The organism is Parendozoicomonas haliclonae (genome assembly GCF_900174585.1).
Lineage (GTDB): Bacteria > Pseudomonadota > Gammaproteobacteria > Pseudomonadales > Endozoicomonadaceae > Sansalvadorimonas > Sansalvadorimonas haliclonae.
On sequence record NZ_FWPT01000002.1, the window covers coordinates 79,351 to 93,991 of the forward strand.

Annotated in this window: 16 protein-coding genes; 8 read left to right on the forward strand and 8 right to left on the reverse strand. The window is 52.4% G+C overall.

Annotated features, from left to right (window positions below; genetic code table 11):
- The first annotated feature begins 17 nt into the window (after positions 1–17).
- The 3 genes from gatC to gatB all read left to right on the forward strand — a co-directional run bounded on the left by gatC (position 18) and on the right by gatB (position 3,307).
- Positions 18–305: an Asp-tRNA(Asn)/Glu-tRNA(Gln) amidotransferase subunit GatC gene (gene gatC / locus EHSB41UT_RS03670; protein WP_087107043.1), complete on the forward strand. Its 288-nt coding sequence runs from the start codon at positions 18–20 to the stop codon at positions 303–305.
- 65 nt (positions 306–370) lie between these two features.
- Positions 371–1,849 (forward strand): Asp-tRNA(Asn)/Glu-tRNA(Gln) amidotransferase subunit GatA, encoded by a 1,479-nt coding sequence (gene gatA, locus EHSB41UT_RS03675; protein WP_415837485.1) that lies wholly within the window; start codon positions 371–373, stop codon positions 1,847–1,849.
- Positions 1,850–1,861: 12 nt separating this feature from the next.
- Entirely contained in the window at positions 1,862–3,307 is a 1,446-nt protein-coding gene (gatB, locus tag EHSB41UT_RS03680; protein ID WP_087107045.1) for an Asp-tRNA(Asn)/Glu-tRNA(Gln) amidotransferase subunit GatB, read from the forward strand.
- Positions 3,308–3,370: 63 nt separating this feature from the next.
- Here gatB and EHSB41UT_RS03685 read toward each other — a convergent pair whose 3' ends face one another.
- Positions 3,371–4,285, reverse strand: coding sequence for a hypothetical protein (locus EHSB41UT_RS03685; RefSeq protein WP_133060379.1), 915 nt, complete (start codon positions 4,283–4,285; stop codon positions 3,371–3,373).
- 132 nt (positions 4,286–4,417) lie between these two features.
- Between EHSB41UT_RS03685 and EHSB41UT_RS03690 the strand changes: the two genes are divergently transcribed.
- The 3 genes from EHSB41UT_RS03690 to EHSB41UT_RS03700 are packed head-to-tail and all read left to right on the forward strand — an operon-like array spanning position 4,418 to position 6,406.
- On the forward strand, positions 4,418–5,551 hold the full coding sequence (locus tag EHSB41UT_RS03690; RefSeq protein WP_087107049.1) for a saccharopine dehydrogenase family protein: 1,134 nt from the start codon (positions 4,418–4,420) through the stop codon (positions 5,549–5,551).
- Entirely contained in the window at positions 5,544–6,017 is a 474-nt protein-coding gene (locus EHSB41UT_RS03695) for a DUF2269 family protein (protein WP_087107051.1), read from the forward strand. The genes EHSB41UT_RS03690 and EHSB41UT_RS03695 overlap by 8 nt, the downstream gene beginning before the upstream one ends.
- A 2-nt stretch (positions 6,018–6,019) precedes the next feature.
- Positions 6,020–6,406 (forward strand): DoxX-like family protein, encoded by a 387-nt coding sequence (locus EHSB41UT_RS03700; RefSeq protein ID WP_087107053.1) that lies wholly within the window; start codon positions 6,020–6,022, stop codon positions 6,404–6,406.
- On the opposite strand, the gene EHSB41UT_RS03705 is transcribed toward EHSB41UT_RS03700, so the two are convergent.
- Positions 6,393–7,691, reverse strand: a complete 1,299-nt coding sequence (locus EHSB41UT_RS03705) for a serine/threonine-protein kinase (RefSeq protein WP_165767136.1) — start codon at positions 7,689–7,691, stop codon at positions 6,393–6,395. The two genes, EHSB41UT_RS03700 and EHSB41UT_RS03705, sit on opposite strands and share 14 nt — an antisense overlap.
- A gap of 162 nt (positions 7,692–7,853) precedes the next feature.
- Here EHSB41UT_RS03705 and EHSB41UT_RS03710 point away from each other — a divergent pair, with 162 nt between their 5' ends.
- Complete coding sequence (locus EHSB41UT_RS03710; RefSeq protein WP_087107057.1) at positions 7,854–8,135, forward strand: hypothetical protein; 282 nt, start codon at positions 7,854–7,856, stop codon at positions 8,133–8,135.
- Between the two features lie 38 nt (positions 8,136–8,173).
- On the opposite strand, the gene EHSB41UT_RS03715 is transcribed toward EHSB41UT_RS03710, so the two are convergent.
- Positions 8,174–8,614: a GNAT family N-acetyltransferase gene (locus EHSB41UT_RS03715; RefSeq protein ID WP_207626558.1), complete on the reverse strand. Its 441-nt coding sequence runs from the start codon at positions 8,612–8,614 to the stop codon at positions 8,174–8,176.
- A gap of 113 nt (positions 8,615–8,727) precedes the next feature.
- Between EHSB41UT_RS03715 and EHSB41UT_RS03720 the strand changes: the two genes are divergently transcribed.
- Positions 8,728–9,852, forward strand: a complete 1,125-nt coding sequence (locus EHSB41UT_RS03720; RefSeq protein WP_087107059.1) for a methyltransferase — start codon at positions 8,728–8,730, stop codon at positions 9,850–9,852.
- 5 nt (positions 9,853–9,857) lie between these two features.
- Here EHSB41UT_RS03720 and EHSB41UT_RS03725 read toward each other — a convergent pair whose 3' ends face one another.
- The 5 genes from EHSB41UT_RS03725 to EHSB41UT_RS03745 form a co-directional block, all read right to left on the reverse strand.
- Positions 9,858–10,262 (reverse strand): hypothetical protein, encoded by a 405-nt coding sequence (locus tag EHSB41UT_RS03725; RefSeq protein WP_087107061.1) that lies wholly within the window; start codon positions 10,260–10,262, stop codon positions 9,858–9,860.
- A gap of 58 nt (positions 10,263–10,320) precedes the next feature.
- Positions 10,321–11,736 carry an NAD(P)-binding domain-containing protein gene (locus EHSB41UT_RS03730; RefSeq protein ID WP_087107063.1) on the reverse strand — a complete coding sequence of 472 codons (1,416 nt, stop codon included), beginning with the start codon at positions 11,734–11,736 and terminating at the stop codon, positions 10,321–10,323.
- Positions 11,737–11,817: 81 nt separating this feature from the next.
- A complete protein-coding gene (locus tag EHSB41UT_RS03735; RefSeq protein WP_087107064.1) occupies positions 11,818–13,053 on the reverse strand; it encodes an NADH:flavin oxidoreductase/NADH oxidase family protein in 1,236 nt (411 codons plus the stop codon).
- A gap of 110 nt (positions 13,054–13,163) precedes the next feature.
- Positions 13,164–13,772, reverse strand: coding sequence for a TetR/AcrR family transcriptional regulator (locus EHSB41UT_RS03740; protein WP_087107942.1), 609 nt, complete (start codon positions 13,770–13,772; stop codon positions 13,164–13,166).
- Positions 13,773–13,909: 137 nt separating this feature from the next.
- A complete protein-coding gene (locus EHSB41UT_RS03745) occupies positions 13,910–14,632 on the reverse strand; it encodes an SDR family oxidoreductase (protein ID WP_087107066.1) in 723 nt (240 codons plus the stop codon).
- Positions 14,633–14,641: the final 9 nt, after the last annotated feature.

Sequence of the window (14,641 nt, forward strand, 5' to 3'; positions counted from 1 at the left end):
TCAATGGAGAGAGAAACATGGCGATCGACCGCTCCACAATCGAGAGCGTCGCTCACCTTGCCCGGCTGTCTATCAGCGAGGATGAGGTCAGACAGACAACCGACAAGATCACCGCCATCATGGGTCTGATCGATGAAATGCAGGCTGTGAATACGGACGGCGTAGAGCCTCTGGCTCACCCGCTGGATGCGACCCAGCGTCTGCGCGTGGATGAAGTGACTGAGCCCAACCAGCGTGAACAGCTGCAGGCCGGCGCACCGGCAACAGAAGACGGTCTGTTCCTGGTACCACGCGTTATTGAATAAAAGCACGTCCGCAGTCGCTGACCGCTCCTGACTACAGCCACAGAATTCCGGAAAGTACCCGTATCATGTCTGACCCGACTTCAACAAAGCCCATTCACCAGCAAAGTCTGGCTGAACTCTCCGGCGCCCTGCAGGCCGGAAAAGTGTCCAGTGTTGAACTGACCCAACACTATCTGGATCGTATCAAGCAGCTGAACAATAAGATCAACTGCTTTATTACCGTGACCGAAGAACAGGCCCTTGAGCAGGCCAAAGCCGCTGATACCGCTATCGCTGCTGGCAATGCGTCTCCGCTCACTGGTATCCCGCTGGCCCACAAAGATCTGTTCTGCACCGAAGGTGTGAAGACCAGCTGTGGCTCCAAGATGCTGGATAACTGGGTCGCACCTTATGAGTCCACCGTCACCGGCAACCTGAAAGCCGCCGGCACCGTGACTCTTGGCAAGCTGAATATGGATGAGTTCGCCATGGGCGGCTCTAACGAAAACAGCTTCTACGGCCCGGTGCGCAACCCGTGGAATAAAGAGATGGTTCCCGGCGGTTCTTCCGGCGGTTCCGCAGCGGCAGTTGCCGCTGGCCTCGCGGTAGCCACAACCGGTACTGATACCGGCGGCTCCATTCGTCAACCAGCCAGCATGTGTGGCATTACCGGCCTGAAGCCAACCTACGGTCGTGTATCCCGCTGGGGCATGGTGGCATTTGCTTCCAGTCTTGATCAGGCTGGCCCGATGGCGCGCACCGCACAGGATGCCGCCATGCTGCTGAATGTGATGGCGGGCTTTGATCCAAAAGATTCCACCTGTATGGATCGTGCGGTACCGGATTACACCGCCACTCTTGATCAGCCTTTAAAAGGCCTGCGTATTGGCCTGCCTAAGGAATACTTTGCAGAAGGTCTGGATGCCAAGGTCGAGCAGGTCATTCGTGACGCTATCGCCGAGTATGAAAAACTGGGCGCAACTGTGAAAGAGATCAGTCTGCCACGCACTCATCACTCTGTTGCCGCTTATTATGTGATTGCACCAGCAGAAGCCTCTGCCAACCTGTCCCGCTTTGATGGCGTACGTTTTGGTTATCGCTGTGAAGACCCGAAAGATCTGGAAGATCTCTACAAACGCAGCCGTGGTGAAGGTTTTGGCAGTGAAGTGAAGAACCGGATTATGGTTGGCGCTTACGCGCTCTCTGCCGGTTATTACGATGCCTACTACGCCAAGGCTCAGAAGATTCGTCGCCTGATTCGTGATGACTTCCTGAAAGCGTTTGAGGAAGTGGATGTGATTATGGGCCCAACCGCGCCAACACCCGCCTTTCCGATTGGTGCCAAGGCCAATGATCCTGTGGCCATGTATCTGGGTGATATCTTCACCATCTCCACCAACCTCGCCGGCCTGCCGGGTATGAGTGTACCTGCCGGTTTTGTGGATGGACTGCCGGTTGGCCTGCAGATTATCGGCCCTCACTTTGAGGAAGCCCGTCTGCTGAATGCCGGTCATCAGTTCCAGCAGGAAACTGACTGGCACCTTCATACGCCTTCCGAAGCTTAAGAGGTAACAAACATGGAATGGGAAGCTGTTATCGGGCTGGAAGTGCATGTCCAGCTGGCGACAAAAACCAAAATTTTCTCCGGCGCTTCTACGGCGTTTGGTGCCGAGCCGAATACTCAGGCCTGTGCGATTGATCTTGGCCTGCCGGGCACTCTGCCGGTGGTGAATGAAGAAGCCATCAATATGGCCATCAAGTTTGGTCTGGGTGTGAATGCCGAGATCAACAAGGTCAACGTATTCGAGCGTAAGAACTACTTCTACCCGGATCTGCCAAAGGGCTACCAGACCACTCAGCTGGACAAGCCTATTGTCGGTGCTGGTACTGTGGATATCGCTCTGGAAGATGGCTCTGTGCATACCGTTCGTATTCACCATGCCCATCTGGAAGAAGATGCCGGCAAAAGCTTGCATGAAGACTTCGCAGGCATGAGTGGTATCGATCTGAACCGTGCCGGTACGCCGCTGATCGAAGTGGTCACCGAGCCTGATATGCGCAATGCCAAACAGGCCGTGGCCTTTGCCCGCAAGCTGCACTCTATCGTGACGACTCTTGGGATCTGTGATGGGGATATGTCTCAGGGTTCCATGCGTTTTGACGTAAACGTGTCCGTACGTCCAAAAGGTCAGGAAAAGCTGGGTACCCGTACAGAGACCAAGAACCTGAACTCATTCCGGTTTATGGAAGCGGCGATCAATAAAGAGATTCAACGCCAGATCGAAGCGATTGAAGATGGCTTTGAGATTATTCAGGAGACCCGCCTCTACAACGGCGATACCGGTGAAGCCCGCTCCATGCGCTCCAAGGAAGAAGCCAACGACTACCGTTACTTCCCTTGCCCGGACCTGCTGCCGGTAGTGATTGACGACAGCCGTCTGGATAAACTTCGCGCGGAAATGCCGGAGATGCCGGAAGTTCGCAAAGCCCGCTTTATCGAAGAACTCGGCCTCAGCAACTATGACGCAGAAATCCTTTCCGGTGAAAAGGCGACAGCGGATTACTTTGAAGCCGCAGCCAAAACCAGTGGTGATGCCAAACTGGCCGCCAACTGGGTATTGGGTGAGCTGGCCAAGACCCTGAACCAGAACGACACCGAGATCAAAGACTCTCCAGTCTCTGCGGAGATGCTGGGTGGCTTGATTGCCCGAATCAAGGACAACACCATCTCCGGAAAGATCGCCAAGCAGGTATTTGATGCGCTCTGGAAAGGTGAAGGTTCAACCGCTGATGAAGTGATTGAGAAGAAAGGCCTGAAGCAGGTTACCGATACCGGCGCGATTGAAGCGATTGTCGATGAAGTGCTGGCAGCCAATCAGGCTCAGGTTGAACAGTACCAGGCGGCAGAAGAAGCCAAGCGCGGCAAGATGATCGGTTTCTTTGTGGGCCAGATTATGAAAGCCTCCAAAGGCAAGGCCAACCCGGGTATGGTCAACCAGCTGCTGAAAAAGAAACTGGGTTAATTAATACCCACAAAACGAAACGCCGGACTCAAATCCGGCGTTTCTTTATTTACGGTGTTTTATTTAAAGCGACGAGCCACCCACATCAACCTGCTGCTTATCAGTCTGCTCCAGTGCTGAGGGTTTATCGGTAATGGTTATACGATGCACTTTATGAGGGCTTTGATAGAGAATCCCCCAGATCGCCTGTGTAGAAAGTTCAATATCGACTTCCAACTGCGCTGACATTACATTCTCGGCATAGTCACAAGCTTCATCACTGAAAGCGGTGAGTTTGACGATATTCGGGACCAGACTTCTGTGCTTCTTGGTTTTCCAATCCTCAACTTCTTCAATCTCACCCGTCTCTTTATTCTTCACCAGCTTGGTTTTGCGGATATGCTCATACTCGATCTTCTCCCGCATGCCGCCATTATGCAGAAAGACTGTGCAGGACTTGCTGCGCACACCATAACGCTGGGTTCCCACAATCACGCCAGACAAAATCGCCTTTGCTCTTGCACGCCCCCGACCAATATCACAGGATTCCAGAAACTCCCGCCCAAATAGCTGACCAGACTCCGTACTATCAAAGTCACTATCGGGATTTTTCAAGGCCAGCAGGATATGGTTCGAGGAAGTAAATTGCGGCTCCACATAGGCGCGCCCGTATTTCAAAATAATAACTTGGCTTGATGGGGTGTCTTCCAGCTTATCAGCAATAGTTGAACGTCGGGTCGAGAGAATCATTCTCTTGGAAGGATACCGGTTACTGCCCGGACGAATCTCGCCCCCAAGGCTGAAGCCGAGATCATCACTGTCGAAAAAGCCCGAAGAGAGTGTACTGCGGGTGCCAATCATATGACCGGTAACATGCCAGGTGAAATCATCGGACTGCACCGGAGTCGGCGGCTCCGGTCGGCACTGGCTGACTTTGGCCTGAGCCAGGTTGACGGTACACAAGGCCATCAGGCCCACGCTTAACCACATTCGCTTCATAGTCTGACATCCTTGTCGGTTTTGACTCTATAAAAGCGTAAGCAATAAACCGCATTCATGCCTGAGCATGGTATTCCTGTAAAAGTCTCGCTATCGTGAGCTCAAACAATCAACAATAAATACCAGAGAGACATGACAGTAAGCAGGGTTGTGATCCTTGGCGGTTACGGGAATTTTGGCAAACGCATTGCAGAAAGCCTCTGTAAGCTGAGCAACATTACCCTGCTTCTGGCAGGCCGTAATTCCAGCAAGGCTGAACAACTGTGTCGGGCGCTTCATCAACAAGGTGCCCGCGCTACTTTACAGGCTGCCGCACTGGATATTTCTGATCCTTTCTTTAGTGACCGGCTAAAAGCCTTATCTCCCGATCTACTGATTCATACCGGCGGACCTTTTCAAGGCCAGGATTACCGGGTTCCAGAAGCCTGTATTACCGCAGGTTGTCACTATATCGATCTGGCCGATGACCGACGCTTTGTCTGCGATATCAAAACTCTCGATCAATCCGCCAAAGACAATAATGTTCTGATCGTTTCCGGCGCCAGCTCGGTGCCAGGGCTGTCCTCAACTGTGATTGACCATTACCGGGAACAATTCACCTCTCTGGATGATATTGATTTTGCTATTGCTCCCGGCAATCAGGCGGAACGGGGCGAGGCCACGGTAAGAGCCATTCTTTCCTATACCGGCCACCCCTTTCCGATCTTCCAAAAAGGGCAATGGACACAAACCTATGGCTGGATGTCTCCGAGTAAAAGGGACTTTGGCCCAACGATCGGTAAACGCTGGCTGGCGGATATTGATATCCCGGATCTGGAGCTGTTCCCTGAGCGTTACAGTCTGGTAAACAACGTTCGCTTTCAGGCCGGGCTTGAGTTGCCCTTTCTTCATCTAGGGATGGTTCTTATGGCATGGCTGGTCAGAATCGGCTTAGTGAAAAACTGGGCCTCGATGACCAAAACAATTTTCCACAGCAGCGAACTGTTTAAACGTCTGGGCACTGATACCGGTGGCATGCAGATTCAACTCTCCGGTACCGACAAAAACCACCAGCCTCAGACAGTGCTCTGGACGCTCTGTGCCGAAAAAGGAGTTGGCCCTTATATCCCGACACTCTCGGCGATTATTCTGGCTAAAAAGCTGATCAGCGGTGAGTTACAAGAGACTGGTGCCAAACCCTGCCTTGGTCTCTACACCCTGAGGGAATTCGATCGGGAAGCCAAAGGGCTGGGCATCTATCACCACACGGAGGTGAAGCATGGATAACTATCTGCTGCTGAAAATCATCCATATCCTCAGTGCGGTGGTCATTGCCGGAACAGGGACCGGTATCGCCTTCTTTATGCTGATGGCTTACCGCTCAGCCAATACCGCAGCCATCGCCGTTACCGCCCGCATTGTCGTGCTGGCCGACTGGCTGTTTACCGCACCTGCCGTTGTCGTTCAATTTGTGACCGGAGTCTTGTTGATGGAACGGTTGGGCTACGCCTTTACTGCACCCTGGTTCCTGGCGGTTATCTCCCTGTTTGTCTTTATCGGGCTGTGCTGGATTCCGGTTGTGCTGATTCAATATCGCCTGAGAGCGCTTGCAGAAACCTCAGTCACCAATAATGAATTGGATCCCCGTTTCCACAAGCTAATGCACCTTTGGACAGCTCTCGGCATTCCCGCCTTTGCGGCAGTGCTGGTGATGTTCTGGCTAATGGTGTTCAAGCCACTGGCGATTGTTTAAATATGGATAAACCAATGGAACTGGCCGCCCGATGGAGTCTGGCCTTTCTCTGGATAGTAACGGCGCTAACGTCCGCGTTCTGGGGAATGGAGATTGGCTATGAGGTTCTGGCCAAAGGCGGGATTACCGGAAAGCTGGCTACTTTAGCGATCTACTCCGGCAGCGCTCTCGATCTGGTCGTTGGCCTGTGGCTGCTAACAGGCTGGCGATTGAAAGCCTGTTATCTGATACAGCTGATCGTGATTATCAGCTATTCCCTGCTGCTAACGATTATCGCCCCAGAGTTCTGGCTACATCCGTTTGGTCCGCTGACCAAAAACATTCCGATACTGGTCATGGTATTTGTCCTGTATCGCAAAGACATCAATCAAAAAGCTACGAACCATTAAATACATTCTTTAACCAGCGAAGGCCTCTTGCCATAGTGCCCTCCGGCTCTGCCTCTTGTTGCGAGGGACGAGGCGATGCCTCTCGATTTGGTCGTTTGCCGGTTGCCAGAACAAACATGGCTTCACTGGGAGTAAGCCGCTGCTGTGGATCCCGCTCCAGCATACCGGCAAGCATGGTGACCATACGATGGGCATCAGCCTTGGTGAGCATAGGGATCGTCGTGGGGTTTATCTCTTGTGCCAGAGTCCGCCTCAACTCGTCGCTGGAATATTTCTGGTGTCTCATCACAGGATGGGCCGCAAATATTCCTCCTGTCAGCATTTCGTACATCACACAGCCAGCAGAGTACATATCCACTTCAGGTCCATATCCCGCTTTACGCTCACCGGCACTCAGGGCAAAAATTTCTGGAGCCATATAGGCTGGTGAACCGCTGCAATCCTTAGTCGTACCGTTGTCACCCAGTTTCTCCGCAAGGCCAAAATCTGCAATGCGTACCTGCCCATTCCCCGGGTTAATCAGAATATTGTCAGGCTTAATATCCTTATGGACGACATTTTGTTTTTTCAGATAAGCCAGCCCTTTCAGGATCTGCGTGGCCGAAGATTCAAATCTTGCCTTCCGATGCATCCGGTCCTTTTTCAAAAAGGCTGTCCGTTTGGACGGCTCTAATCTCTGAAAGGCCGTCAGGCTGGTAACTGACTGCATATCCGCCTGAATACTCTGGGTCAGGGTTGTACCACCATGCTCCATCAACAACCGGCCACGGCTGGATAACTCCGGGCTGGATTCAATGATATTGGGATGACTTAACCCTTTCAGAATCTTGGCTTCCCCATTCAGCAGGCTTGAGGCCCCTATAGCCTTGGAGGCTACCTTGCGCACCAGTATCGGTCCGGCCTGACCGGGGAAAGCGGTATCGGTCACACCATAGGTACCGGAGCTGAGATCACTGAATTTGGTCATCTTTCCTTTCTTGAGACTCTCCCCTGTCGGCTCCTGAACAGAGCCCGGTCTGTCCTGCTCCTGACGTTTCTCCAACAATCTCTGGGCAATCTCAGGGGCTGTAATCACCTGCTGAATATCACGCTTTTCCAGCGGCCTGGCCTTTGTAGTGGGTGTTTGCGCTGATTGTGTGGTTGGTGTCTGCCGGCGGCTGCGAGTAACCAGAGATACCAAACGAGCTCCCCAGCTTCGGGGATCCAGGATATGGCGTTGCCTGGCAGGTTGAGCGCTTGGGGGCTGAACGCCCTGTGGGGTTCCGGTCTTGTTTACACCAGGCATAACGGGCATCCGTGCGCGAAGATACCCTTAATGATAGAAAGTCCCAGCTCCAGTACCCGAAAAATATAACTATTCGGACATGGCTTCTCACAAACTGGAGATAAACAAAGCAAGGGGGTGTCCAAACGGCTTTCGATAAGTGCACTTCAGGCAGGAATCAATATGGATGTACGTACAGAGCTTCCGACACCTGGCCCGACCAGATCTCGCCCAAAACCCGAGAGCCACTGCAATTCACGGGTCTTTTTCCGCAGCATCTGCATCTGTGCAGCTATCACCATGCCCTTTATCTGCATGGCGATTTATCAAGCCTCAGAGCCAACCAAGGTGGCTCTGGCTGACCGGATGAAGACCCTGATGCCAGTTATGGTTCTGCTGGCACCTATTGCTACATGCCTTCATACGTTTTTCCGGTGTTGCTATCCAAGTCCGGAGAACGAGTAATTCAAACTCATTCAGGTTTCGGGCAACGGTCCTACCGTTCAGGTTATAGATTTCCGAAAAGAAATCTTGCCGTCACCCAACTGCGCCCCTTCCTCATAACCAACGATCTGATAACCGCTGGAGATCAGCAGCTGCAGCATGGCGGGAAAGCGGTTCATGGATTTCACTTCAATGGCGGTGTAGCCCGACTCTTTAGCCCAATCCTCCTGATGCAGACGCAGCTGAGTGGCAATCCCATGCTTGCGAAATGCCGGAGCCACGCCTCCCAGCCAGCTGTAAAATGTCGTATCGGAAAGAGCGTAACCCAACTTATAACCGGCCAACTGCCCATCCACCGTGGCGATCAAGGCAAGACTGTCTTTACCCTCAAGACGGGCTTCCAGCTTGCTGCGGGTATTGCGGCTATCAAACTCCGGAATCAGAGCATCGATCTGCAACACATCATCCAGCGTTCCGGCTTTAATCAACAGCGTCATCATTCATCAACAACCATAAAAATCACCCGATGAGTATCGCAAATGTCCTGCGTTGCGGGATATCAGCATTAGTGCAACAATCCCGCGCCTGACTCTTCTGGCCACTGTGTAACACCATGGAATCCCTGACCTGCCCTTTCGGCACCTTCAAGCTTCAGCGCCTGCCGCTGCGCAAAAATGAAACCCTGCGTGCCTGGGATGCCGCTGACGAATATCTGCTGACCTACATTCACGAGCAATTTGGTCAGGCTCTGCCGCAGAAGCCACTGATTATTAACGACAGCTTTGGTGCACTCGGTGTTGCGCTGGCAGCATCTCAACCGGTGCAGTGGAACAACTCCTGGATCAGTTATATCTCCCAGTATCACAATGCCGAGTTAAATGGCATCGACAGCAAACAGATTGACTGGCTGCCCTCCACAAACCGGCCAGACATTGCCCCTTCTGCCGTGTTTATGAAGCTGCCCCACAACACCTGCCTGCTGGAAGAGCAACTGCTGGTGTTACGTGAGCTGGTGCCGGAAGGCACAACTTTGATTGCCGCCGATATGGCCAAACATATCCACACCTCAACTCTGGAACTGTTTGAACAATGCTTCGGCCCGACGAAGACCTCTTTGGCCAAAAAGAAGGCCCGGCTGATTTTCTCAACCGTTGATAAAGCTCTGCCGGCAGTGAACTTCAACTACCCGCGCACCATTGACCATAACGGTATGAAGCTGGTGAACCATGCGGGCGTGTTTTCCCGCCAGAAGCTGGATATCGGTACCCGGTTCTTTCTGGAACATCTCCCAGAAGCTCTGCAGGATGCCCATATTATTGATCTGGGCTGTGGCAATGGTGCGCTGGGTGTACATATCGCTATGAAGAATCCACAGGCGCAGCTCACCTTTGTTGATGAGTCATATATGTCTGTGCAGTCGGCACAGGAATCCTGGACTGCCAATAACCTGCAGGGTGAGGCCGAGTTTCGGGCCAATGACTGCCTGACCGATTTCCCGAAAGACTCTGCGGATATTATTGTCTGCAACCCGCCATTTCATCAGGGCAATACTGTGGGCGATCACATCGCCTGGCGAATGCTGCAGCAATCCCATGAAGTGTTAAGGAAGGGGGGTGAGCTGAGAATTGTTGGCAACCGCCATCTCGGCTATCACGCCAAACTCAAGCGCCTGTTTGGCAACTGCCAGACCGTAGCCAGCAATAATAAGTTTGTGGTGCTGTCGGCCATCAAGAAGTAAGCCTTTCAGCTTTCGACTTTATCCAGCGCATCATCGAGTTCGTCATCCAGCTCATCCAGCGGCCAGGGACAGGCGGACTCGTCGCCACAATACACAAACGCAAACGGCATTGGTTCGGAGTCATCTTCCGGGTGGAAGAACTCCCAGCCTTCGTGCTCCAGCAAATCAAACTCCCGACGCAGCGAAGCAAAAGCCAGCCCCAGCGCCTGTAGGGAATCAATGCCGTAGGTGTAATAGGGTTCGAGTATGCCAGTAAACTCAATCCGGCAACGCATATCTCCATTATCAGACAATGGATCAGGTTCGGCGGAATAGATACGAACGTTGACAGGCCGCTGATCGCCATTGGCCTCTCGGGCAATCAGCTCAGTTGCTGCAATAAGATGGGAACTGCCGGATACCTGTGTCATTGTTTCATTCTCCGGTTTTCTCTCTCCATCATATGCCTCTGAACGGGAGTCGCAACCATTACTGTGTTTGGTCTTTACTGACAGGCTGATCATATTCACGGGTTTTGATGGTTTCTGCGACAGCCATGCCATGACCATTTCCGAAGCGCTGAAAAGGTTCTCCGGTACACATTCCAATAAAAAACAGGTTTTTATGGAGACTTTCCATAGTGCAGATATCCAGTTCTTCACTGACTGCCTGCATATCGTCCCTGAGCAGCTGATCTCCGAAGTCCTGCTGTAGATAGAGTTCCGGAAAATCCGAATCACTCCCGATCAGGATCGCTGTCAGATCGAACTGCTCTGTACTTTCCTCTCCGGAAGCCATACGCAGGGTATGTTCCTGCTCTTGGATACTTTGCAACCGCACATCCCGCATTTGCCGATAACCGGGCGGAGCAGCTTCCGGGTAATGAATGTATTGCCAAACCTTTGCATGATCCGGGTATTCATCACCTTGATCCTTAATACGATCCAGCACCCCACTGGACGAGTGCATACGCTTTGGATAGCTTCCCGCCGGAGGAATCACATGTGTGACCTGATGCTGCAATTTTGCGTTCATGGCACAACTGATCACATCCACGGCCGACAAGCCTTTCCCGATAACCAAAACCTGCAGAGGCTTATCTGCCTTTAACAACCACTCTCTGGCATCACGGGACGTGTGCACGACACTGTTATCTTTTTCACCGGGGATCCCCAGAAACCTTGGATTATTCTTGCCACAGGCCATCACCAGATAGCGGCACTGAACCTGTTGAGATATAACCTCACCGGATGGTTGAGCCAATGAAAGATCCAGCAACCATTCCTCATTCCGAAGGCGGGTTGCCCGACACACTCTGGCATTTAATGAGCCTGATTCAGATGCGGGATAACATTCCCGGTAATACTGGCAAAGATCAGGCGCACTAATCTTTTCCCGTTTTTTTTGTGGGTCATAACCGAGCTTCTTGTTCTGGTACCAGGACACGATCGAATGATGAGGCAAACCAACATAGGTGAGCGGGCTGACAGTCTTTTGTTCCGAATGGTAGCTTGTCCAGCTGCCACCTACCGGTGTTAACCCAATCAGCAGAGTATCGACCTTTCGGTCTTCATTACGTTGTGGCAGCAGGCATAGGGATGGCTCATTAAACTCACTAAAGCAGAAACTGTCGAACCAGTTTCCGCAGTAGTACAGACCTCGTTTGGTCAGCTCCATAGCATCAAAAACTTCAGTCTGGTAAAGGCGCTGACCCCGTTCAATCCAGGAATGAAATGGCACAGCACAGGAACCGGAGTGAACAAACTCCAGCCCCTGCAGCTGTTCATGGCAGAAAAGGCCTATCGGCCCCTTGCCAACAACAACCGCTGTAACTCGCGGTGGTGCGGCATCACTGGCTGTTAGAAGTGAAAACTGTGTGGTTTGAGAACTGCCGCCAACCTGCATCGTTTTGTCCTGTCTGATAACACCATAGACAAGAGACAGGCAGGGTTGGCAGCCGGCTCACAAGAACCACTAACAGTGCTGTCAGGCCCTGCGCTTTTTCAATGCGGTATAGCCCATTCCAGAGACAGTCGCCCATACTGCCTTCCAGGGAGAGAGAGCCGGTTTAGGATCTTTGCCATCAGCCATCAGATGAATCTGCTGCTCGTACCAGACCAGATCCACGCCTGTCATCCGATCCACAGTTTTAAAACCGGTGGTCAGATTTCTGAGGGTGTAGGAATAGTCACTGTCCTGTATGGCCCGGTTGGGCAGATCAGGTACCAGTGCGAACGGTCTGGCCAGACCAACCATATCGGTGGCACCGGAACTCAGCGCGTCCTGCATACCCACGCTGCTGCGGAAGCCGCCGGTCACAACCAATGGTGTATCCACCAGCTTTCGCACCTGCTCAGCATAAGCCAGGAAGTAGGCTTCACGACGCACGGTGCTCTCTTTGCGGTTTTTCTGGGAGCCCATCATCGAAGGGTTTTCATAAGTACCACCGGAGATTTCAATCAGGTCGATTCCGGCATCAGCCAGTGCCTTGACCACCTGCATGGATTCTTCTTCGGTAAAGCCACCTTTCATAAAGTCAGCGGAGTTCAGCTTGATACCCACCGGATAACCATCACCCAGTGCGGCCCGCATACCTTTATAAATTTCCAGCACAAAGCGCATCCGGTTTTCCAGAGAGCCACCCCACTGGTCCGTACGCTGGTTATGACGGGAAGAGAGGAACTGGCTGACCAGATAACCGTGGGCACCATGAATCTGCACCCCCGTGAAACCAGCCTCTTTGGCCAGCTTCGCAGCGGTTACATATTTACCAATCACTTCCAGAATTTCCGGCTCAGTCAAAGCCCGAGGGGTATTGAAAACCTTCTCAAGACCAGTACCCAGGGGAATGGCTGATGGGCCTACCGGCTCCTTGTTCAGAAATGCCGGAATCTGTTTGCCGGGATGATTCAGCTGCGCCCAGAAGTGCGTACCATTGGCCGTTGCCGCACTGGCCCAGCGGCGGAAGCCTTCCAGATCACTCTGTTCATCCAGCACTACATTCTTGGGCTCACCCAGTGCGGTTCTATCCACCATGATATTGCCGGAGATATTCAAGCCCACACCACCTTCCGCCCAGCGGCGGTAAACAGTGGCCAGCCCCGGTACCGGGTTATGGCTGCTATCACCCAGCTGCTCGCTCATGGCTGACTTGAAAAAACGATTCTTGATCACGGCGCCATTTTTCAGCGTCAGGGGAGAATCTAAACTCACAGTTGTCATGGTGTGCCACCTCTATAGTTGACCGGTCGTCTTGTTATTAATCTGTACAGCTTGCGGGCTTTTAACAAACCTTCAGCTGTCGTGTTTTTTGATCGTTTCGCTACAACAATTCAGGGTCGGAAAAAGCGTTCCAGGGTAATTTCCAGCGCATCTTCCAGCACGGTGGTGGAACCTTCAATCTGCATCCGCAGCAGCGCCCCTTCCCACTGATTCCAGAACAGGTCAGCCAGCATTTCCGGCGTCATATCATTACGAATTTCACCCAGCTTCTGCCCTTTGCTGATCAAACCGGCAAACCGCTTTCTCCACTCCTGATAAAGAGAGCACATGGTCTGTCGGCACAGTTCACTGCTGGAAGCAATCTCCGCCGCCATATTGCCCAGCAGGCAGCCTTGGCAGCTGGTTCCGTTTACCGGGCTTTTGCCCAGATAATCGATCAGATTCCGATAAGTAAACCGGATGATCTGCAAGGGGGTGCCGGTGTGATTGGCCACCACCGTATCGAACATCTTCAGCAGGTTGCCCATATAGAACTCGATAATCTCCGAGGCATAGGCTTCCTTACTGGGAAAATAATTATAAAAAGAACCTTTCGGCACCCCGGCCGCATCCAGAATCTGCTTTAGCCCGGTACCGTTGTATCCGTTTTCAGAAAGCAGCTGAACCCCGAGTTCCAGCAGCTCCTGTCGTGTATGTTCACTGCGTCTTGGACGTGCCACAATTTCAATCCGACCAGTCGTCTTGGAATAAAAGATTAACAACCTTAGCGTGCAAGAACAACTATCAACAGTTCACTCATTTTTCGACGGACATAAAAAAAGCAGACCGAAGTCTGCTTTTTCATACCATTCAGTGTTTACGGCTGCTGACGGGTTGCGCTGATCACCAGCTCCCGAATGCAGACATTCTGCGGCATGTTGTAAACAAAGCTGATGCTGTCTGCGATATCTTTAGCGGCAATAGCACCACCGATAGACTGCTTCCAGCCTTCGTAGTTGGCAATAATGTCGGAAGAGGTGGTGTGCCCCAGAAGCTCGGTTTCCACTGCGCCTGGGGCAATGGTCACAATACGTACATTGTCGTCGGCCACTTCTTCACGCAGGGTTTCGCTGATACCGTGCACACCAAACTTGGTGCCACAATAAGCCATGTGCGATGGGAAACCCTTGATACCGGCAATAGAGCTGATATTGAAAATGGTGCCACTTTTACGCTCACGCATACCGCCGATAACCGCATGAATACCATAGAGCAGGCCTTTCATATTCACGTCGATCATGTTGTCCCATTCCTGAGGATCCTGCTCGTGCGCCATACCCAGCTGCATCAGACCAGCGTTGTTTACCAGACAGTCCACCGGGCCATACACCTTCTCGGCTTCCGCGATAGCAGCTTCAACCTGATCGCGCTTGGTGATGTCCACCATCCGGCACAGGGTGTTTGGCAGCTTCAGGGCTTCCAGGCGGTCCAGACGACGGGCCAGCAGCAACAGTGGGTGGCCGGCTTCACTGAACTGACGGGCAACCGCTTCACCAATACCAGAACTTGCACCGGTAATAACAACGAGAGGCTTGGACATCCACCTATC